Origin of the sequence: Ekhidna sp. (assembly GCF_040220215.1) — a bacterium.
In the GTDB taxonomy this organism is placed as follows: Bacteria; Bacteroidota; Bacteroidia; order Cytophagales; family Cyclobacteriaceae; genus Ekhidna.
The window spans coordinates 496969-518945 of record NZ_JAVJTR010000025.1 but is presented as its reverse complement, the minus strand read 5'-3'; the positions used below and the strand labels follow the sequence as shown (position 1 = coordinate 518945).

Here is a 21977-nt window from a genome sequence, read left to right as displayed (position 1 = left end):
ATGAAAAGAATAAAAAATACCCTCTCTCAAAAATGGCCCGAATACCTCCTGGAAATCCTGGTGATTACCATTGGTATTTTAGGTGCTTTTGCTTTGAACAACTGGAATGAATCCCGAAAAGAGGAGATTAAGACCCAAAAGCTTACCGAGTTCCTCTATGAAGAACTGAAGGAGGCCGAAAGATTCGCCGAACTTAATTTGAATATGAATCAAGAGCATATCGAATTCTATAGGCAATTATTGGATAATTGGAATCGGCTAACCTACGATAGTGCAGAAGCATACAAGAAAAACAACTTTGTTTCTCTTTCCATATATATGTTCACCTATTCGCAGTTTTTCGATTTGAAGGATGACATCTATCGTTCCATGATCAATGAAGGTTCTTTAGGTTTAATAAAGAATAAGAAACTGTTAGTTAACCTTTCGAGGATATACAATTATTTCCCTCCGCGCATAGACCAGATCATCGAACAAGAATACGACCTGAGTCATGAGATCAATAGGCATATATCTTACCAGTACCAGGCCGTTTTTCTTGACAACCCCGTAGACTCGACGGATTGGAGTGTAGCTATGTACCAGGATTTTTTTGAACTAGCCCAAAAAGATGGGGCCTTAAAATATAAAATTCAAGAACGCCAGCGATTGGCTGTAACCCGAGACTACCTGATGGGGTTGGCTATCAGAAACATTAAAGAGTCGCTGGAAATCCTAGAAAAAAGAAACTAATGAAACGCATATTTACCACCCTCTCCCAAAAATGGCCCGAGTATCTCCTTGAAATTCTGGTGATTACCATAGGTATTCTTGGGGCTTTTGCCTTGAACAACTGGAATGAAGCTTCAAAGGCAAGAAAAACCGAGCATGAGCTCCTCGTCGCAATGCATCACGATTTAGGTGAAAATGTAGATCAGATGAAACGAGTCATTGCTTTTGATTCCACGATCTATGCAAGACTAAATGTTTTAATAGAAATTCTGGATTCAGAAGAGTCTGTATACCACGACAGTTTGAAGGTATATTTTGGATATTCGAATCGATCAGCAAGCTTTGATCCACAGCGCTTGGCCTACGAATCTATTAAGTCGATGGGTTTCAATGTAATTTCAGACCTGGAGGTTAGGAATAAGGTTATTGAGTTATACGACCAGTACTACGGCCATTTCAAAGCTGCCGGAGAACATCAAAATGCGATGTACATTGAGTCGAGCAGAATTTATTTCAAACACCTAAGAGGAGGAGTAACACCCCTTGAAAAAATTCCCAATGATTTTGAATTACTGAAAGGTAATGATGAGTTCAAGAATGTGATAACCACTTTGGCTGCAGACATGAATTCAATCATCTCCTTGCATAATTTAATTCTTCAGAAGACAATTGAGACCCGGGATCTCCTGTCCGCTAAAATCAATATCAATTCGAAATAAGATGAAAAGAATCTTTACCACCCTCGCCCAAAAATGGCCGGAATATACACTCGAAATTTTAGTGATTACTATTAGTATTTGGGGTGCTTTTGCTTTGAATAATTGGGGAGATAAAAACGCCCGAAAAAAGGAAGAACTGGAAATTCTGAAGGGTTGTAAAGCGGAATTAACGAAAGACCTTTTGGAAATTCAATTCAACATGAGCGAATTGAATCAAAGCCTAAGATCGCTTGATATTATACTAACCGCTTTTGAACAGAATCTTCCCTATCATGACTCCTTGGCTTCCTATTTTAACTACACACTCCTCCCGATGCATTTTGTTCATTCTACAAGTACCTTCGAAACGTTGAAGTCAAAGGGCCTGGATATCATTAGTAATGATTCAGTGAGGTCTCAATTAATTAACCTCTATGATTCCCAGTACGAGTTCTTCATTCAGGGCGAAACAGAAGAACTGGAACACATCCACTATAACTTGAGGCATCTAATTCCCGACCGATTCGAATCCAGTTGGAACTTTCAGGGAGATTCATTTCAGGGAGAGATGATTCCCATAGATTTTGAAGCCCTGAAAAAAGACACAAAATACCTGTACTTTATTAAAACACAGCGCAATCGCACAAACTCATATATAGAATTCTTCTATACAAATCTTAATAATTCTGTAAAATCAATGATCCATGCATTGAATCAAGAACTAAACCGGATTGATCGATGAAAAGAATATCCCAGAGTCATCAGAGACCCTCGAAGGATCGAAGGGTGACGAATTGTCCAATGTCGTCTTCGACAAGCTCAGACTGACAAAAATAATTTTACAATGAAACGCATCCCTGCCTGCAGCTGGCAGGCTCACCGCCAATAAAATGAAAAGAATAGTTCAAACCCTCTCCCAAAAATGGCCGGAATACATCCTTGAGATTCTGGTAATCACCATAGGTATTCTCGGCGCTTTTATGCTTAACACCTGGAATGAAAATAGAAAGCTTGAAAATACGGCCGAAGTACACAAACAAGTCCTGATTCAGGACATGAAAGCGGACCTGGTTGATCTAAAAGAGTTGAATGACCAAATGGATGCTAACATTAACTCCTGCATCCGTCTGTTTCGCCAGTTTAAAACACTGGAACCGATTGATTCGAACACAAGCAACTACATCGTCTCACTCATACTTGAGTACAATTTTTCTCCCAACAAAACGGGATTTAATGCCCTTGATAATTCCGGCGGTCTCACACTTTTTGAAAATGAATTGCAGCAAAAAATCCGAGAATATTACTCACTGACGGAGAAAATCATCGCCAGAGAAAATATTTCCAACAACTTCATACGCGATAAATATGAGCCCTTGATTTTTGATAAATACGCCTACTTATGGAGCCAATCCAATACCTTCAGCTTTTCCAGTGAGCAATACAAAGATGACCCCAGACCCGCCCCTGAAATCGACACAAAATCCTTACTTTCAGACCGGACACTTGAGACATTAATCATCGCACGTCAATATCAGTCTGACACACAAAAAAGCCTGTATAAGGAGGGCATAGCGTCGATCAACCAAATGCTGGAACAACTTGAACAGCATCGATTTTAATACCCACTAAAAACAGAAGAAGAAGTTAAGGGTATGGATGTAAAGATTCCTCACTTCGTTCGGAATGACAGGTTTCATTCATTATCTTCAATCGATTAAATCCACCAATCGCCTAATCATCAAATCGTAACATGCTCTTCCTCCTCCGCAAAATCCGCCGAAAACTACTCTCAAAAAAAAATAAGGTAACCAGTTACCTGCTCTATGCCATTGGAGAGATCTTTCTTGTTGTCATTGGAATTTTGATCGCGGTTAGCATCAACAATTTAAATGAACGAATTAAGGGCAGGGAATTAGAATTGAAGTACCTAAAAAACATTAAACTAGATCTTGAAAAAGACATTAAATTGCTCAGATCAGTCGTGGATTTCAGAAAGGAAAAATTGAAAGCTTGTGAAGTCATTCTGCAGCAAATGCGAAAAGAAAAAGAAGCTGACTTGTCTGACTTGAGCAAAAGCGTACGGGTAATGATTTTTGAGTGGCAATTTGTGCCTGTGAACACCACTTTTATGGAATTGTCTAGCTCAGGAAACCTGAACATCATATCGAATGATTCAACAAAGGTACTTCTTCTGGAGCTTCAGAATTTGTACAATGAAAATGATGGTAGTGTAGCACATGAAACGTTTGATTATAGAGAATACATCTCAAAGCCGATGCTTCAGGAAGTAAATTTAGATCTGTTAAGGCCTATCTATGATGGGGATATGACGGTCGAGGAAGCCGGGTTAACTACAGATGATTTTCATAATTTGATGCAGAGTACTGCTTACCGAAACGGTGTTGGTATCATCAAAGCAATGTCCATGAAGTTCATAGAAAGATACCAAGAGATTCAGTTAAAATCAGAGGAGGTTATATCATTGATTAATCGTGAAATTGAAATAAGATAATGCTCTTCCTGCTCCGCCAAATCCGCCGAAAGCTTATGGAAAAAAATAAAGTCACTACCTACCTGCTCTATGCCATAGGAGAGATTTTTCTTGTGGTGATTGGAATCTTGATTGCAGTGAGTATCAATAATTGGAATCAAAGGAGAATCAACATGGAAAAAGAGCAGGTCTTCATGTCTCGAATAAAAGAAGAATCTCAATGGAATGTAGAGGCCTTGGATGCCCAAATTGAGGAATATCAAGAGCATTCAAAAAAATTAGATTCTATTGCATATCTGTTGTCTGAAGGTTTCCCTCAAGATGAAGAACTGGAGATCCCTTTCGCACCCTATTTTATAGGAGGATGGATGCTAAAAAATTCGGCCTACACTGAGTTGGTATCTTCTGGAGCAATGAGCATTATAAATGATGTAAAGCTGAGAGAAATGCTAGATGAAGCAGCTAGCATGCAGATCATTGCGGCTCAGGCACTTGAATACTGGAGAAGCATGTCCGTAGAGGATGTAAGCGTCTTTCGACCCTATCTGATTGATCGAGAGACCAGAGACAGTGACGAGTTTCTGACCTTGGATTACCATCGTATGAGAGAAGATCCAGAAGCTATCGCAAGCCTGCAATTTTGGAGTAATGCCAATCACAAGTTTGCTATAGGCATTGACGAGTTCAAAGATCATTACGAGCGCATTCGTGATCGAATTGGTTGTTTGGAATTGAAAACCTGTATTGACTGACACATGCTCTAACCCCTCTCTAATATTAGAGAGGGGAAGGAATTTCTGAAGAAATTCAGGGGTGAGTTAGAATTCATTATCTTCAATCCAATAAATCTACCAATCGCCTAATCAACAAATCGGAACATGCTCTTCCTCCTCCGAAAAATCCGTCGTAAACTCTTAGCTCAAAATAAAGTTACCAGCTATCTATTTTATGCCATTGGTGAGATTCTATTGGTGGTGATTGGGATATTGATTGCGGTACAGATTGACGGTTGGAACGACCAGCGAAAAGTAATGGCGGAGGAAGAAGGCTACCTAAAAAGATTGATTGCTGAAAACAAGCAGGACATTGGTAATTTCTCCAGACTGATTGAGGATTTAAATGTAGCAATGCAGTCCATCGATACATTCTGTGCGGCACTAAATGACAAATCAGCCAGCGATTCGGTAATTCTTTATGCCGTACAGGAATATATGAACTACGGAAGTATTGTCCCTTTATTCAGCTCGTCCCGCTCCACTTTCGATGATCTTTCAAATACAGGTAATCTTAAAGTGATCTCGAATGTCAAGTTACGTGATCATATTATCCATCATTATGCTGAAGTACTGGAGGTTCAGAAACGTATGAACATCAACTCTGACTGGGCATTGGCTTTGGATATGGCCTTTATCAACGAAACCTACGGCATGAAATATGTCCCCATCACCGCCCACCTTTTTCCAACAAAAACTAAAAGTCAATTAGCAGATGAGCTGAGAAAAAATAAACTTCAATATATCAACAATGCTGCGGTCGGGTATTGGGCAGATACGGATGCTTTGAGCTTACTAAATATACTTAAGCAAAAATCCAATGAGCTAATCATTCAAATCGAAAATGAATTAAACCAGGATTAACTGATGCTCTTCCTCCTACGAAAAATCCGTCGAAAGCTTATGCAGAAATCAAACTCACCGCTGGAATCAGGGTTATAGCGATGCTCAAAAAGAGTAACGACTCCTTAAAGATTCTTAAAGAAAATGTCGAAATAGTTTATTCAGATCAGAAGTTTTAGTAATCACTTTTTATCTATCCTGGTTTTGCACATTATGCTAAAATTGGAAGTAGATAAATTGCTGGCCGGAGGTCTGAACAGTCATTAAACCGAAGAGCATTAAAGCCCACAAAAGAATTAGCATTGATTTAGGCATTTTTTCAATTACACCAACCAGTGATTGCTTTCGCATAGCAAACTGAGTTACAAAAACGATACTCATAAGTCCTAAAACCAGCACTAAATGATTGGTAATAAGTATTGATTTTGATCCTTGAATGAAAAACATCGATTTCAGCAGGTTCCAGGCCTCCTCAAATGATCGTGCCCTGAAAAACACCCAGGTAATATTGACACAGGTAAACGTAAGAAATGCCAAAAAAACGTTCAATAGTGTATTTGTTCCGTTTATTTTAATTCTACCTCTAAGCAATCGCTCAACAATTAAGTAAAACCCATGAAGAAAGCCCCATAGCACAAATGTCCAGGAAGCACCATGCCATAAACCTCCAAGGAGCATGGTAAGCATCAGATTTACATAGGTGCGCTTTACACCTATCTTGTTACCTCCTAATGGGACGTAGAGATAGTCTCTCAGCCAGCTGGAAAGTGAAATATGCCACCTTTGCCAAAGGTCCGAAAACCCTATACTTCCATACGGGTATCTAAAATTGTCAGGTAAATGAAATCCGAGCATCATGGCGATCCCAATCGCACAAAGTGAGTACCCTGCAAAATCAAAAAATATCTGCCCGGAAAATGCCAATACACCAGTCCACGCATCCAGTGCCATCAATTTATCGCTTGATCCAAATACTTCATCTGCTACAGGACTAAAAATAGAATCCGCAAAAACAGTCTTTTCGAACAAACCAATGGTTAATAGCAACAGACCAAGAAAAAACATCTTTTCAGTTGCTCTCTTAGCTTCATAAAATTGAGGAACCAGATCATTAGATCGAACGATTGGTCCAGCCACCAACTGTGGGAAAAAAGTAACGTAAAGGGCAAAATCTAAAAATGTTCTGGCCGGCTTAATCTTTCTATTATACAAATCGATTGTATAGGACATAGTCTGGAAGGTATAGAATGATATCCCCATAGGTAATAAGATATCCCACTTTGGAGGTGTATAGTCCATGCCGAAAAGACCCACAACATATTGAAAGTTTTCAAGCAGAAAATTACCATACTTGAAAAAACATAGGAATCCCAGGTTTACACAGATGCTGAGAATGAGCCAAAACCTTCGTTTAGCTTTGGTCTCAACTTTCATCAGCATATTACCTGCTGTCCAGTCTATAATGGTAGATATCCACAGCAGCGCAATTAGGGGTGGATTCCAGAGCCCATAAAAAAGATAGCTTGCAAGCAGCAACATAACTTTTTTGCCTTTCCATGAAAGTGGCGCCAGATAATAGAGTGCCAGAACAATAGCAAAGAAGACTAAAAATCCAAGGGAGTTAAATAGCATATTAGATCAGGCCATCCTGCTGTAAAAATTCAACCAATAATTTTGTATAGATATCGGACTGCTTTCTGCTAAGATGAGACCATTCGGGAGGTTCCATCTTATTGGTGACTGGATGATCCTGAAAATGATATCCAACACATTTACACTCCTCAATGAGTCTATCCCAGTAATCTTTTCTTGGAAATAACTTCGGCTCGATTTCAAGGTAATAACCTGCAACAGGGGCTCTGATAAATGCGACTTTTCCACCTCTCTCCTTAAATTTTTTAAGAAGCCCAATGTAGTGATCCATTACTTCATCCAGCTTTTCCTCCACGCGATTTTGCGGGTCTGGATTAAACCAGATATCCTTCTGTCTTCTTTGCAATAGGGTATCTGTTTCCATTCGATGCGTCATTCTGATATTACGGTACTTATCCATGCTGACCATAGGCGGCCAGATGTCAGGATGACGTATTGAATCTCGATTTTTGAATGGCAAGCGATCGATGAGATATCGATATGATAGATTCTCGTCTATATATGAAAAATGAGGGTCGATAAAATAAAAAATCTGTTGATTAAATATCTGGGCATAGGTTCTTTTATGAAAATGATCAACAAACGCTTTACCCCTGCTAGCTCCCCAGCTATCTTCTGTGGTGAAAAATAAACCGGGTGCAACCCCAATAACCAGAAGTCCATTAAAATCAGTGTTATTTACAATATCCTCAATGGGGTGGTAAGGTGAACTTCCTGGATAGGCAAGTTGCAAAGGTCTTCTACCGGCAAGCGAATCCCACAAATGAATGTTGATGTCAAAATGAGCACGAGATGACCCAAGTATGATCACATCTTCCTCAGACAAAGAAGACACACTAGTTCTTTGATCGGCCCAATGATCCAAACTTTCTAGATTGTGACTTTTCGCGTAATGCTCTATATTTTTCCAATACCATTCGTATGGCAGGAGTAACATTGCGGCTATGAAAAGGGCTATGAAAAATGCATAGCGGTTAAGCAGTGAATTCACAATGGCGGTTAGTTAGTTAGAACAAGATAAGTAATTCACTGATAGTAAGAAAAACTATTTTCAACCGAAGCGAAATCATACAATACGACCTGTTTCTATTCTTTCGAAGAAGGACTATCTTATGCATTTTTTCACCCAATTACCCAATTTTTTCAATGCTCTTCCTCCTACGCAAAATCCGCCGAAAGCTTATGAGTAAAAACAAAGTCACTACCTACCTATTGTATGCCATCGGAGAAATTGTGCTGGTCGTAATTGGGATTCTGATTGCGGTAAGCATCAATAACTGGAACAACGACAGGAAAGACAGAAAGGCAGAGGAAGTGTTGCTCATTCAATTGCAATCAGAATTTGAAAGCAATCTTGCTCAGCTAGAGGAGAAGATGCAGATAAGAAGCAATGCGATTAGCGGAGTTTTGCGATTACTGGATTATGTGGATCATCCGGAAAAACGAAATGCAGATAGCACCCTGCTTTTTCTGGGGCAGACGATCACCGCTCCCACGTTTGATCCCATTGTCAACGACCTGATAAGCGCCGGACGACTACAGCTTTTGACCAATGATACCCTGAAGACCATGCTTAGCCTATGGACCAGTGAAATCATTCAGGTTAAAGAAGAGGAGGATGCCTGGAAACAAATAAGAGAGACGCGCTATTTTCCTTATTTGATCAAGGAAACTTCTTTCAGAATTCTGCTCAACAGCTATTTTGAAACTGGTCAGTTTGACCTACATCTGATTGATAAGAATGCATCACTTCGTGTGGCCATCGCCAAGGATAAGTCCACCGAATCAATAATGGACATCCTGAATCACCCGGATTTTGAAGACCACATAGCCGAATGTGCTTCGTTCCACTCGGTAGCCAATGTGCAATCGGAAATCATGAGAGATCGGATCATAAGTATCCTTGAAATTATTAAATCACAGCTCGAATAAATTGGCCTATGCTCTTCCTCCTACGCAAAATCCGACGAAAGCTTATGCAGAACCTGCCTGCCGTCAAGGCAGGGAACAAGTTTACCACTTATCTCTTGTACGCTATTGGGGAGATATTTCTTGTTGTCATTGGGATTTTCATTGCAATACAACTGAATAACCTCAATGAAAACCGAAAACTGCAGAATAAGAAAAATGTCTACTACTGTAAGCTTTTGGAAGATGTGAGACAGGACCAACACCAGCTAGAAAGACTTATTCACGAAACAGATACACGTATTTACCACAGCAATAAACTCTTGGGATTACTACAGAAAGAGGCATTGGACCCGCGAGAAATCGCAAACGAAATGCTTGCTTCTGTTTCCCTTGTGACATTCACGTTCAAACCAAGTGTATCTGCTTTTGATGACATCAAATCAAGTGGAAATATTGGATTGTTGGATGAGGAAATCAAGGAAAAACTATTGGCCTATTATTCAAATATTGAAGGAATAGTGGACGTGGTGGATATCAACTCTGATCAGGCCGTCCGGCTTTTTTATGATACAGAGAGTTATTCCAAAATCGGTTGGCCATTGATCTCATTTGTGGATGGGGCTATTGATTCTTCTTTGGTTGACAAAAATCAGTTAGTCAAACTTGTGAGAGCAGATCAATCGTACCGGGATGAACTGATTAGCGATGCGGTCTATTTTATTGGATCAGGAGCCCGGGTAAAGATGCTCTATAAAAATCTGAGTACAGATATTTCCACAATGGAGGAATCTCTTAAATTGAAATGTCAAAACTAACCGCCTATGCTCCTCTTTCTTCGAAAAGTTCACCGAAAATTTATGATGACCTGCCTAACCAAGGCAGGAAATAAAATTACTACCTATCTACAATATGCTGTAGGTGAAAATTGCGCTTGTTGTAATTGGGATGTCTAAATAACTGGATTGCACCGGGAATCTTTGTAGAAGCGAGATTACTATCTCAACGCGCTAAAGCCGCAATTGAGTTGAACTGATGAACTGAATCAGACTAAGTTCAGCCATGACTGTATAATTGAGGTAGATTATTTGATCTAATGCTTATATGAGAATGAATTTAAGTGAATTAATAGCTTCCTTCCATCAAATCTTCATTGACGAGTCGCTTAGAAATGACTATCTTAAAGGGCAATCAAATATCCTAACCATGCAAAAAAATCTTACTTTATTCCTATTAGGGTCCCTCATTTCAACTTCAATACTAGCTCAGGGGACTCAGTTACTCAGGCAACCAACTATTTCCTCCAGTGATATTGTCTTTGTTTACGCAAATGATCTATGGAAGGTCAAGCGTGATGGAGGAGACGCTATTCGGATGACAACTAATGAAGGATATGAATCCATGCCGCATTTTTCAGCTGATGAAAAATGGATTGCTTTTTCAGCTCAATATGATGGTAATACAGATGTGTATGTGATACCAGCAGAGGGTGGTACCCCAAAAAGACTAAGCTATCATCCGAGCCCAGATATTGTACAAGGGTGGACACCTGACGGAAAAGTAATTTTTAGATCCAATAGAAATGCACATCCTACCCGTTTAAACCAGTGGTATCAGGTTGGAATGGATGGAGGCTTACCAGTGCAATTTGAGATTCCGAGAATAGCGAGTGGTGAACTTTCCCCAGATGGAGGTTTCGTTGCTTATGAGCCTATCACCTATTGGGATCCTGAATGGAGAAACTACCGTGGCGGCCAAGCTCAACCTATCTGGATTGTTGATATGAAAACTAAAGATCTTATTCGCACGCCCAGAACAGACAATGAGCGGCATCTAGATCCTGTCTGGTTTGACGGTAAAATCTACTACCTCTCAGAAAGGGATTTTCTGAGCAATATCTGGTCCTTCGATCCGGTTTCAAAAGAAGAGAAGCAGATAACTTTTCATAAAAAATTCGACATTAAGTCACTGGATGCATCAAATGATGCAATTATCTACGAAATGGGTGGATACCTTCACTTACTCAACCCAAAATCGGGAATTTCAGAGCAATTAATCATCAACGTTTCTGGTGATATGAATTTCGCTCGTGCCAGATGGCAGGAGGTGACCGGAGAGAATCTAAGCAACCCCAATTTATCACCAAATGGAAAACGGGCTATCTTCGAATACCGAGGTGAGATATTTACTTTCCCAAAAGAAGAAGGTAGCTGGCGAAACATCTCCAATACACCTGGAGTGGCAGATAGGTTTCCTACCTGGTCTCCAAAAGGAGATCAGGTGGCTTGGTTTTCTGATGCAAGTGGAGAATATCAATTAATGGTCATGAACCAATACGGCGGTGATCCGAAATCTTTTCCGCTGGAAAATCCAACTTTCTATTTTCAACCTGACTGGTCACCAAATGGAAAACATATTGCCTACACAGACACAGATTATAACATCTGGTCTATTGAACTTTCAACGGGTAAAGTATCTAAAATCGATACCGACAGATATGCGCACCCTAACCGTGCTATGAATCCTGTATGGTCTCCTGACAGCAAGTGGATTACATATGCAAAACAATTGGAGAGTCACTTCAAAGCTGTTTTTGCTCATAATATTGAGACTGGCGAAAAAATGCAGCTGACAGATGGTATGGCTGATGCGATTTCGCCTGTTTGGGATCAGAATGGAAAGTATCTCTACTTTCTAGCCAGCACAAACTATGGATTAAACTCCGGGTGGCTGGATATGAGCTCATATGATCCACAAGTAACAAGAAGTTTGTACTGCTTGATACTCTCAGAAGACACCCCTTCACCAACACTTCCAAAAAGCGATGAGGAAGATTCAAAAAAGGATGATTCCAAAAAAGAAGATAAAAACGATGATTTAAGTGTGATGATCACAAAAAAAGAGTTATCCAATAGAATCATTGCTTTGGATATGCCAAGCCGAAACTACACGGCTCTTTTGGCTGGCAAACAAAACTCCGTACTGATAACTGAGGCTATTCCAAATGAAACAGGTCTTAAAATCCACAAATTTGATTTAGAAAAAATGGAAGCTTCAGAGTACGCCGATAATATCAATCATGCTGTAAGTTCTTCTAATGGAGAGTATATATTGCACCGTTCTGGGAGTACTTGGGCTATTTCAGATACTGAAGAAAAACCTTCTAGTGACGATAAGATCAATACCAACGCACAAGTTAAGATTGAACCCTTAGCTGAGTATCAGCAAATTTTTCGAGAAGGCTGGCGATATATGAGAGACTTCTTGTATGTAGACAATGTGCATGGTGCTCCATGGGATCAGGTTTACAGTTGGTATTCACCATGGATCAAAGATGTACGTCACAGAACTGACCTCAATTACATGGTTGATATACTAAGTGGTGAAGTTGCAGTAGGCCATAGTTATGTTTCAGGTGGTGATATGCCCGATATTGACAGAGTGCCTGTTGGTCTTCTTGGATGCGATTTTAACCTCGAAAACGATTTCTATCGAATCAGTAAAATCTACACTGGTGAAAGATGGAATCCAGGAATAAATGGTCCATTAAGTATCCCTGGATTAACCGTAAAGGAAGGTGATTATATTACGGCAATCAATGGTCAGAAGTTAACCGCGTCTGATAACATCTACCAATTATTGGAACAAACAGCTGAGCGAACGACTTGCTTAACCATCAACTCTCAGCCAGCCTCAGGAGGAACAGATATCTTTGTTAAACCAATCCGCGATGAATACCAGCTAAGAACTATAGATTGGATAGAAAATAACCGAAAAAAAGTGAGCCAAATGTCGGACGGTAAACTCGCTTATGTCTACCTGCCCAACACTGGAAATGGTGGTTTTACAAATTTCAATAGATACTATTTCTCCCAACAAGATAAGAAAGGTGTTATTCTTGACGAACGTAACAATGGTGGAGGCTCTGCAGCAGATTACATGATTGATGTAATGGCAAGAGAACCTTTTGGCTATTTTAATAGTAAAGCAAACGATAATCGCCCTTGGACTACTCCTATGGCGGGCATTTGGGGGCCAAAAGTGATGATCATCAATGAGCGAGCTGGATCAGGAGGTGATTTGCTTCCTTATATGTTTAGGGAAAAGAAGCTTGGCCCACTTGTAGGTACGTTAACCTGGGGAGGATTGGTTGGAACCTGGGATACTCCTCGATTTATTGATGGAGGTCGAATGGTTGCACCACGTGGAGGATTCTATAATAAAAATGGAAACTGGGCTGTTGAAGGAGAAGGGGTTGCTCCAGATATTGAGGTCATTCAAACTCCTAAAATGGTAATGGAAGGAAAAGATCCACAACTGGAGCGTGCCGTTCAGGAAGCACTGAAATTATTAGAAACTGAGGAATTCCATTTGAAACCTGAGCCACCTGCACCAGTCAGATGGAAACGTCCAGAAGGGTGGAATAAAGATTGAAAGACAGTCAAAAGCTCCGAAAGGAGCTTTTTTACATATACTTCTCATTATCTCAAGTTTTTTAACTAATGCACTTCATCTCTCGGACCCCTTACAATCTATTTTTTGTAGCAAGCTTCCATCGAATTAACATCTCTCACTAGCTTTGAAATCTCAATTCAAAAAAAGCTACATGGACTTAAAAGAACTCATCAACCAAATCGTATCCTCACCTGAACTGCATGCGAAATGGCTGAACTCCCTCTCCATGATGGAGAATACTGGAGCAAGGAAAATTTCTGCTTCCGAGCATCAGCACCTTGTGGATGAAATTGTGCTGAAGCATGCGGCAGAAGAAGCCCGACATGCTTATTATTTGAAGAGTCAAATCAAGAAGACCGGATATGAAGGATGCAAAACCTATCTATCTCATGAGCTCCTTGCCCCCATCCAAAGCTTTCAGTATCTGCACGCCCTGGATGCAGCGATCAGTAGATATTTAAAGAACGAATTGGGCTTTACCGGTAATGAGCTAAAGTATGCGGCCTATCTTTTAGTTACATACGCTATTGAAGTTAGAGCCGACGATCTGTATCCGGTTTATGAAGAAGTGCTCAAAGCAAATGGAAGCAAAATCAGCGTTCGCATGATCGTAGTGGAAGAACAAGGTCACCTGGAGGAAATGATCCAGCAAATGGATAAGTTTTTTGGCAATTGGAAACAGCATGCAGTATTTGTAGAATCTTTAGAGCAAAGACTATTTGAAAAGTGGATCAGCGCTATCCGGAAAACTATTCAAAATCAACCTGAATTCGCATGAAATATTTTACCGCCCTAACCTCCCTTTTATTATTGACTCATTGTTCAACCAGGCAGCTTGAGCCATCAATCAAACCACTTAATAGCCCCACCGAATCACTCTTACAGGCCATTAGCATAGTTGATGAAAACACCACCTGGATCAGTGGACATGATGCAACGTTTGTCCTCACAAAAGATGGGGGAGAAAGCTGGGAGTTGTTTAATCATCCAACAGGTGATTCGCTTCAATTTAGAGATATACATGGGTTCAATAATGAAAAGGCTGTTTTAATGACCGCTGGATCAGGGCCACTTTCCAAAATTTTCACATTCACAACACCTGATCAATGGGAAGAAAACTTTGTGATGCAGGACTCTCTTGGCTTCCTTGATTGTATCGATTTCTGGGATGATCAACGAGGCATTGCTTATGGAGATGCCATCGACAATTATCCATACATTCTGCTTACCGATAATGGAGGAAAAAGTTGGAATCGTGCAGACTCTACGAACATGCCCGAAGCAGGAAAAGACGAAGGTGGTTTTGCTGCAAGTGGCACGTGTGTCACCACAGGGGAGAATGGAAAAGCCTGGATCGCAACAGGTGCCGGGGGCAATTGTAGATTCCTAATCACAGAAGATTATGGACAATCATGGAAGGAAGTAGATTCTCCTTTAGTTTCAGGAGATGCCGCCGGAAACACATCGGTATCTTTTGTTGGCGACCTGGGGGTTGTTACGGGTGGTGATCTAATGATTACCGATGATTACACCGATAATTGTGCCTTTTCTTCAGATGGAGGGACCACCTGGAATCTTTCCGGACAACCACAAACAGTTGGTGCATTTTACGGAAGCGCAATCACACAAGTCGATGGTCAGACATTTGCTTTTGCATGTGGACCCAAAGGACTTGACTATACATCCGATATGGGACAAACCTGGATGACTTTAGATACGCTCAACTATTGGGCATTAAGTATGAAAGAGGATTTCGGTTTTGCTTCGGGTACCAATGGCAAGATTTTGCGAATATCTTTGCAGCCATGAGGCGACCAAGAAGAAACAGAGCTACTGCAGCGATCCGAGATTTGGCTCAGGAGACAACCCTGACGACCAATGATTTCATCTTTCCACTTTTTCTTTTAGAAGGGAATAAAAAGAAGTCCGAGGTGCAGTCTATGCCTGGAATTTTTAGGCTATCAGAAGATTTGATGCTAAAGGAAATCGAAGCATGTCTTAAGATGGGTATCAAAGGATTTGATGTCTTTCCAGTTGTTGATGAAAAGTATAAAGACAAGACGGCAACCCGCGGTTACGATCCCGATTTCTTCTACCTAAAAACACTCACCAAAATCAAAAGAGAATTTCCTGAGGCACTAATTATCACTGATGTGGCAATGGATCCATACAGCAGTGACGGACATGATGGAATTGTGGAAGATGGCAAGATTCTAAATGATGAGACACTAGATATTTTAGGACAAATGGCTCTGGCTCAGGCGGATACGGGTATCGATATGATCGGGCCTTCTGACATGATGGATTTTCGTGTGGGGTACTTAAGAAACGTGTTGGATGAACAAGGGTATACTGATACGGGTATCATGAGCTATACCGCCAAATATGCTTCAGCATTCTATGGTCCGTTCAGAGATGCACTGGACTCTGCTCCAAAGTTTGGAGACAAAAAGACTTACCAGATGAATCCGGCTAATAGCAATGAAGCCATACTCGAAGCTGAACTAGATTTCAATGAAGGAGCAGATGTGTTGATGGTGAAGCCGGCACTTGCTTATTTGGATATCATCCAGCGATTAAAAGCAAACTTTAATATTCCAATTGCAGCCTACAATGTTTCTGGTGAGTATGCAATGATTAAAGCGGCCGGTGAAAAAGGGTGGCTGGATGCAGATAAAGTGATGATGGAATCGCTACTTTCTATTAAGCGTTCTGGAGCGGATATGATCCTCACTTATTTTGCGAAAGAAGCAGCCAAATCTTTAAATAAATAACCTCATTACCAATATGTTCAAGTCAAAATTCTTTCAGATACTCCTATTATTTTTAATGTCTGGATGTGCAAGCATTGTGAGCAAATCCAAATATCCAATTAGTCTAACAAGCCAACCAAATAAATGTGAAGTAACTATAGTTAACAGAAAAGGAGACTTAATTTATAATGGAACAACTCCAACATATGTTCTATTGAAGGCTGGTCAAACTTTCTTTAAGAAAGCTCAATATGAAGTTACCTTTAGAAAGGAAGGATATGAAAGCCAAACATTTCCTGTGAAATTTGGGCTTGACGCATGGTATTTTGGCAATATAATTTTCGGAGGAGGAATAGGGCTTTTAATCATTGATCCTGCAACTGGAGCAATGTATAGGCTAAAGACAGAATATATTGTTGCAACTCTTGAACAAGCAGATTCTATAGGCCAAAATTCAATTGACATTTATTTTCTTGATGAAATACCCAAAGAGTGGAAAACTCAACTTGTTCTTATAGCTGAATCTATCTTGCTTCCGAAAGAAGCTGCTGCACATTTTGCCCGGTAGCTGTCAGTATATCTGTGTTTCTAATCAGAAATTTTTCAAAAAGGGGCTTAAAAAACTTGCCGTTCGGCTTGCCCAGTGCTTCCTGCCATACTGGAAGTGCTAAATCCGGACTTAGTTCTAGCTCAAGTGCTTTAAGTATTAAATCAGACGCCTTCTTTTCATAAACAGGTCCTGGTTTTAATTGAACGGTATACGTTTTTGATTCAATCGTCTCTCCTGCAAAGGTACTACTGATCTTAAAGTTAAAAGCCCCATCTTTTAATCCGTAAGTTGTAGGCTTCAAAGTATAGTTGTGAAGCTTCGTTCGAAAATCCTGAATCTTTGGTCCGGAATTATCATTTACGGTTAACACATAATTCAATACTGGTTCATCATGTAAATGCCAATACAAATCAAACGGCTCATTTTCATTCCATACCAAATATCCAGACCTGTCAAAAGAAGGGTAGAGCACTGTAATTACTTTGGTAGGATCCAACACCGTAGAATCCATATACAAAAGCTCCAATCTTGGCCGATCATTTCTTTCCTTCAGCGCCTGCGGCTTCAGGTAAAATGTAAATATCTTTTCGGTGTGCTCATAAGTGGTGCCTCCCTTATGAACCAAGCTCAAAAAACCACCTTGTTTTACCTCTATCGAGGTTACATCATCTACCATCTGAAGCGGTTCTACAGGAGAGCCATATACAGTCGCATCTTTGGCCACCAAAACCTGGAAGGGTAAGTCGCTGGTGTTCTGTGCTGGTAGGTATAGATAGGTCGATAGAATTAGAAGGCTAACAAAAACTCGCATCTTCTCATTCAGTTAATCTTCTTTAAAAGTACAGATTAACAAAATATTATCTTAAGAAAATTGAAAAAAAAGCAATTAATCAAATAGGTCTTCCTCTCGTTCAAGCATTAAAATGGATGACTGAGGGACAATAAAGTATTTTTCCTTATTGTATTGTACTTCAAAAGCACCTTTCTGCAAGAAAATGGCCAAATCTCCTTCCTTTGCCTGTAGCGGAATGTATTTAACTTTTTCATCTTCAGGCTTCCAGTCTTCCTCCTCTACAGAATGAGGAATCGGATATCCCGGGCCTGCCTTCACAATGTAGCCACTCTGTACTCTTTCTTTTTCTTGTACACCCGGAGGTAAATAAATTCCGCTTGCCGTTTTCTGAGTTTCCTTCATTGGCTTAATGAGCACCCGGTCACCAACAATAATGATATTTTTCAGCTTGTTATCTGAGGTCAATTCCATCTCAAAAAATTTAAGAGGTAAAATTAAATATTAAAACAGCTCAGGACTATCGTCCTCGTCTTTTGCCCCAGCTCTGTGAAGCAATTTTTCATCCATCGATCTAGAAGTCTTCGAGCCAAGCTCTTTTAGACGCTCCGTTTTACGGATGAGGTTGTCTTTACCTTCAACAAGCTTGTTCATGGCCTGCCCATATTGCTGTTTTGACTTATCCAGTGATTTCCCAACTTCGATCAGATCATCTACAAAAGCCTTGAATTTGTCATAAAGTGCTCCTCCTTGACGGGCAATCTCCAGTGCATTTTTATTTTGATACTCATGTTTCCAAATACTGGAAACTGTTCGAAGTGTTGCTATTAAAGTGGCAGGACTTACTATGATGATGCTCTTTTCATGCGCATCATTATACAATTCTCCTCCATGTTGAACCACTAATGAAAAAGCGGATTCAATTGGTACGAACATAAGGACGTAATCCAAAGATCCGCCATCGAATAACTGATGATAGTTCTTTTCAGCCAGTCCTTTTACATGTGCTTTTACTGAGAGGATATGATCTTTTAGATGCTGCTCTTTCATGAGCTCATCTTCCTCATTCATGTATTTTTCGTAGGCTACCAATGACATTTTAGCATCTATCACCAGATTCTTGTTGTCAGGGAGTTTGATGATGACATCAGGTCGTAACCTTCTACCAGCTTCCGAATGAAGAGTCTCCTGAACGATGTATTCTCTATCTTTTTCAAGCCCGGATTTCTCCAGGATTCTTTCAAGAATAACCTCACCCCAGTTACCTTGCATCTTCACATCACCTTTCAACGCCTTCGTAAGATTCTCAGCTTCTTTGGTCATCCGATCATTAAGCTCACGTAAACCGATGATTTGCTCTCGCAATGCTGTGCTTCTTTCCAGGCTCTCTTTATTGGTTTGCTCCACCTTCTTCTCAAATTCAGTCAGTTTTTGACCCAGCGGACTCAATAATTCATGCAGATTAGTCTTATTCTGATCGGTAAATTTCTTGCTCTTCTCTTCAAAAATTTCGTTTGCCAGGTTTTTAAACTCAGTGGTGAATTTTTCCTGCAGTTGCCCCAACTCGCCTTTTTGCTCTTCCAGACGTGTTTGAAGGTTTTGATAGTTAGCCTTCAAGGTTGAGTTTTGATTGTTCAAATGGATCACTTCCTCCCGCTCACTTCGCAGTTCATTGTTCATTTGCTGTAGTTCCTCAGCAAGTTTTTTTGAACGCTCCATTTCAAGCTTCAATTGAATCTTTAATTCTCCATTCTCAGGAACATTCGAGCTGCTTCTTACCCGAAATAGCAACCAGCCCATAGGCACTCCCAGGGCCAAACCCACAACCAAAAACATTAAGCTTGATAATTCCATTAATCAAAAATAATCATTTTACTAAAATGTTTAGCAAAATCAAACATCAAGTTCTCTTAAATACATTTGAATCGTATTTTCCAGTCCAAAATAAAGCGCATCACAAACCAGTGCGTGACCGATGGATACTTCCTCAAGATAAGGAATTTGCTGCTTTAAATATTTTAAATTTTTTAGGTCCAGATCATGCCCGGCATTGAGCTCCAGACCAATGTGATGTGCATGCTTCGATGAAGTTTTATAAGCTTCAATAGCTTTGGCTTTATCCTTATGATAGGCAGATGCATACATCTCCGTATATAGCTCTACTCTGTCAGTTCCACATTTTTTAGCTCCATCCATCAACCTATTTTCCGGCTCAATAAAAATTGAAGTTCTTACTCCCCAGCTTTGGAGTTGGAAAATAATCTCAGTGAGCATTTTCTCATTCTTAATGGTATCCCATCCGGCATTTGAGGTCAATACATTTGGTGGATCAGGAACGAGAGTGGCCTGAGCAGGTCTTACTTCCTCAATGATTTTCATAAACCGATCATCCGGATAACCTTCAATATTGAACTCGGTGGTCACCACATCCTTAAGATCATAGACATCCTGCCTAGTGATATGGCGCTCGTCAGGGCGTGGATGAACGGTGATGCCCTGAGCTCCAAATCGCTCACAATCTTTCGCTATCTGAACCACATTTGGATTATCTCCTCCTCTCGCATTTCTGAGCGTAGCAAACTTGTTGATGTTAACACTTAGTTGGGTCATAGCTTAAGAATGTTTTTCTTCGCAAAGTTGTTCATTCTAAAACAATGTTACCATGAGTTTAAAAACCACAATTGAATCGGAAATAAAAACAGCTATGCTTGCTAAAGACAAAGATCGTCTTCGCGCATTGCGAGCTATAAAATCACAAATCCTCTTGGCTGAAACCGAAAAAGGCGGAGGTGACAAGCTTTCAGAAGATACTGAAATGAAACTATTGACCAAGGCTGCTAAGCAGCGCAAAGATTCCATCGAAATATTCGAGCAGCAGGGAAGAGATGATTTGGCAGCAACTGAAAAATCTGAGTTAGCAGTTATTGAGAGTTTTTTGCCTAAACAACTATCTGAAGAAGAAGTCGAAGTGGAGGTGAAAAAAGTAATTGAAGAAGTTGGAGCGAGCGGACCTCAGGATATGGGCAAAGTGATGGGGGCAGCTACCAAAAAACTTACAGGAAAGGCAGACGGAAAACTAATTTCTACGTTAGCTAAAAAACTCTTAAGCTAAATTGAGTACACTTGATATTATCCTCTTGGTCCTGTTAGGTGTGGGTGCTGTAAAAGGCTATGCGAGGGGTTTCATTGTGGAAACACTCTCATTTTTGGCCTTTTTCATTGGCTTGTTTCTGGCTTTGGAGCTTACCATTCCCGTTTCAACCGGTCTTTTTGGAGGTACCGGTTATTTTGAAATCGCTGCAATTCTCGTATTTATCGGACTTTTTTTGCTGCTAAGTTTAGCTATAAAAGCAGGAGCCAAAGCACTCAAAAGCATGGTCGATATGACCATTTTTGGGTCTGTGGACAATCTGATAGGTGCTTTTGCAGGCGCATTTAAATGGGCCTTTATATTCAGTATTCTTTTTTGGGTTTTCGAATCTGTTGGAGTTGATTTGACAGAACGATATGCAAAAGATGCTATCATTTTTCCTTATATTGTAGGAATAGGTCCAACGGTATTTGGATGGTTAGGTGAGATTCTTCCGTTCATCAAAGATTTAATTGATTCACTGGATACTTTACCAAAGGATAAAGACACTTTTATGACACTTTTAATATCAAAATAGGAAATTTATTTTGAAGATGATAGCTGAACAACTCATAAACTACATGGTGCCCCCACTTAAGCCAAGTGATGATATTGCCCGTGCCAAGCAGTGGATGGATGAGTTTAGGGTCAAAGAACTGCCCGTGGTACATGATAGTAAATTGTTAGGGTTTGTTTCTGAAGAACTTCTCTATGACTCAGAAATCATGCACGCTGAGGTGGGAGCATACCCCATGATCGGTCACACGTGCTTCATTCAGGCCACCAGTCATTATTATGACATTTTAAAAGTCCAGAACCAACATCATATGGATATGGTGGCTATTCTTTCCGATGAAGAATTTAAAGGAGTTGTATTGATCTCTGATATTTTAAAGGAATTTGCTAAAACAGCAATAGTTAATGCACAGGGAGCAATTGTAACCCTGCAGACCAGTTTGAATGATTACTCATTGGCTGAGATTTCCAGAATTGTAGAAATGAATGGCTCTACTGTTTTGGGGGCGAATGTGAAGCCTGATCTGGATGATCCATCATTGATTGAAATTGTTTTAAGGATCAATCACCAGGATGTAAATCAAATTGCCACTGGTTTATCCAAAAGTGGATATAAAGTCACGTCATCATTTAATACAGAAGATAATTCATTTGATGAAAAGGACAGGTTTGGCATGCTTATGAAATTTCTTGATCCATGAAATGA

23 protein-coding genes are annotated in these 21977 nt (G+C 40.1%); 17 read left to right on the top strand and 6 right to left on the bottom strand.

The genetic code is table 11. The annotated features are described in order from the left end of the window. From RIC88_RS18780 to RIC88_RS18750, 7 genes are all read left to right on the top strand, one after another. On the top strand, nucleotides 1-732 hold the full coding sequence (locus RIC88_RS18780) for a hypothetical protein (RefSeq protein ID WP_350219110.1): 732 nt from the start codon (nucleotides 1-3) through the stop codon (nucleotides 730-732). After that, nucleotides 732-1430: a DUF6090 family protein gene (locus tag RIC88_RS18775; RefSeq protein WP_350219109.1), complete on the top strand. Its 699-nt coding sequence runs from the start codon at nucleotides 732-734 to the stop codon at nucleotides 1428-1430. The genes RIC88_RS18780 and RIC88_RS18775 overlap by 1 nt, the downstream gene beginning before the upstream one ends. Before the next feature lies 1 nt (nucleotide 1431). Further along, nucleotides 1432-2151: a hypothetical protein gene (locus tag RIC88_RS18770; protein WP_350219108.1), complete on the top strand. Its 720-nt coding sequence runs from the start codon at nucleotides 1432-1434 to the stop codon at nucleotides 2149-2151. Between the two features lie 148 nt (nucleotides 2152-2299). Then, nucleotides 2300-3028, top strand: coding sequence for a hypothetical protein (locus tag RIC88_RS18765; protein ID WP_350219107.1), 729 nt, complete (start codon nucleotides 2300-2302; stop codon nucleotides 3026-3028). Between the two features lie 131 nt (nucleotides 3029-3159). Then, nucleotides 3160-3921 (top strand): DUF6090 family protein, encoded by a 762-nt coding sequence (locus RIC88_RS18760; RefSeq protein ID WP_350219106.1) that lies wholly within the window; start codon nucleotides 3160-3162, stop codon nucleotides 3919-3921. Between the two features lie 35 nt (nucleotides 3922-3956). After that, nucleotides 3957-4652, top strand: a complete 696-nt coding sequence (locus RIC88_RS18755) for a DUF6090 family protein (protein WP_350219105.1) — start codon at nucleotides 3957-3959, stop codon at nucleotides 4650-4652. Between the two features lie 126 nt (nucleotides 4653-4778). After that, the gene (locus RIC88_RS18750) at nucleotides 4779-5537 is read left to right on the top strand and encodes a DUF6090 family protein (RefSeq protein WP_350219104.1); all 759 of its coding nucleotides are present in this window, start codon (nucleotides 4779-4781) and stop codon (nucleotides 5535-5537) included. 195 nt (nucleotides 5538-5732) lie between these two features. Here the strand turns inward: RIC88_RS18750 and RIC88_RS18745 are convergent, their stop codons facing one another. Together RIC88_RS18745 and RIC88_RS18740 are read right to left on the bottom strand one after the other, a co-directional pair. Beyond that, on the bottom strand, nucleotides 5733-7148 hold the full coding sequence (locus RIC88_RS18745) for an MBOAT family O-acyltransferase (protein WP_350219103.1): 1416 nt from the start codon (nucleotides 7146-7148) through the stop codon (nucleotides 5733-5735). Between the two features lies 1 nt (nucleotide 7149). Next, nucleotides 7150-8160, bottom strand: a complete 1011-nt coding sequence (locus RIC88_RS18740) for a hypothetical protein (protein ID WP_350219102.1) — start codon at nucleotides 8158-8160, stop codon at nucleotides 7150-7152. Between the two features lie 191 nt (nucleotides 8161-8351). On the opposite strand from RIC88_RS18740, the gene RIC88_RS18735 reads away from it, so the two are divergent. From RIC88_RS18735 to RIC88_RS18705, 7 genes are all read left to right on the top strand, one after another. Beyond that, on the top strand, nucleotides 8352-9101 hold the full coding sequence (locus RIC88_RS18735) for a DUF6090 family protein (protein WP_350219101.1): 750 nt from the start codon (nucleotides 8352-8354) through the stop codon (nucleotides 9099-9101). An 8-nt stretch (nucleotides 9102-9109) separates the two neighbouring features. Next, a complete protein-coding gene (locus RIC88_RS18730; protein ID WP_350219100.1) occupies nucleotides 9110-9895 on the top strand; it encodes a DUF6090 family protein in 786 nt (261 codons plus the stop codon). A 388-nt stretch (nucleotides 9896-10283) separates the two neighbouring features. After that, a complete protein-coding gene (locus RIC88_RS18725) occupies nucleotides 10284-13511 on the top strand; it encodes a S41 family peptidase (protein WP_350219099.1) in 3228 nt (1075 codons plus the stop codon). A 172-nt stretch (nucleotides 13512-13683) separates the two neighbouring features. Next, on the top strand, nucleotides 13684-14310 hold the full coding sequence (locus tag RIC88_RS18720; RefSeq protein WP_350219098.1) for a hypothetical protein: 627 nt from the start codon (nucleotides 13684-13686) through the stop codon (nucleotides 14308-14310). Continuing rightward, on the top strand, nucleotides 14307-15341 hold the full coding sequence (locus RIC88_RS18715) for a WD40/YVTN/BNR-like repeat-containing protein (protein ID WP_350219097.1): 1035 nt from the start codon (nucleotides 14307-14309) through the stop codon (nucleotides 15339-15341). The genes RIC88_RS18720 and RIC88_RS18715 overlap by 4 nt, the downstream gene beginning before the upstream one ends. Beyond that, nucleotides 15338-16306, top strand: coding sequence for a porphobilinogen synthase (gene hemB / locus RIC88_RS18710; protein WP_350219096.1), 969 nt, complete (start codon nucleotides 15338-15340; stop codon nucleotides 16304-16306). The genes RIC88_RS18715 and hemB overlap by 4 nt, the downstream gene beginning before the upstream one ends. Before the next feature lie 13 nt (nucleotides 16307-16319). Continuing rightward, the gene (locus tag RIC88_RS18705) at nucleotides 16320-16853 is read left to right on the top strand and encodes a hypothetical protein (RefSeq protein WP_350219095.1); all 534 of its coding nucleotides are present in this window, start codon (nucleotides 16320-16322) and stop codon (nucleotides 16851-16853) included. On the opposite strand, the gene RIC88_RS18700 is transcribed toward RIC88_RS18705, so the two are convergent. The 4 genes from RIC88_RS18700 to RIC88_RS18685 form a co-directional block, all read right to left on the bottom strand. Beyond that, entirely contained in the window at nucleotides 16810-17646 is an 837-nt protein-coding gene (locus RIC88_RS18700) for a hypothetical protein (protein ID WP_350219094.1), read from the bottom strand. The two genes, RIC88_RS18705 and RIC88_RS18700, sit on opposite strands and share 44 nt — an antisense overlap. A gap of 75 nt (nucleotides 17647-17721) precedes the next feature. Continuing rightward, complete coding sequence (locus RIC88_RS18695; protein ID WP_350219093.1) at nucleotides 17722-18099, bottom strand: co-chaperone GroES; 378 nt, start codon at nucleotides 18097-18099, stop codon at nucleotides 17722-17724. 30 nt (nucleotides 18100-18129) lie between these two features. Then, nucleotides 18130-19479, bottom strand: a complete 1350-nt coding sequence (locus tag RIC88_RS18690) for a DNA recombination protein RmuC (RefSeq protein ID WP_350219092.1) — start codon at nucleotides 19477-19479, stop codon at nucleotides 18130-18132. Between the two features lie 39 nt (nucleotides 19480-19518). Beyond that, a complete protein-coding gene (locus RIC88_RS18685; RefSeq protein ID WP_350219091.1) occupies nucleotides 19519-20235 on the bottom strand; it encodes a pyridoxine 5'-phosphate synthase in 717 nt (238 codons plus the stop codon). Between the two features lie 52 nt (nucleotides 20236-20287). Between RIC88_RS18685 and RIC88_RS18680 the strand changes: the two genes are divergently transcribed. From RIC88_RS18680 to RIC88_RS18670, 3 genes are read left to right on the top strand one after another with little or no spacing between them, the layout of a single operon-like run. Beyond that, nucleotides 20288-20737 (top strand): GatB/YqeY domain-containing protein, encoded by a 450-nt coding sequence (locus RIC88_RS18680; RefSeq protein ID WP_350219090.1) that lies wholly within the window; start codon nucleotides 20288-20290, stop codon nucleotides 20735-20737. A gap of 1 nt (nucleotide 20738) precedes the next feature. After that, nucleotides 20739-21293 (top strand): CvpA family protein, encoded by a 555-nt coding sequence (locus RIC88_RS18675; RefSeq protein WP_350219089.1) that lies wholly within the window; start codon nucleotides 20739-20741, stop codon nucleotides 21291-21293. A 16-nt stretch (nucleotides 21294-21309) separates the two neighbouring features. Then, the gene (locus RIC88_RS18670; protein WP_350219088.1) at nucleotides 21310-21972 is read left to right on the top strand and encodes a CBS domain-containing protein; all 663 of its coding nucleotides are present in this window, start codon (nucleotides 21310-21312) and stop codon (nucleotides 21970-21972) included. Nucleotides 21973-21977: the final 5 nt, after the last annotated feature.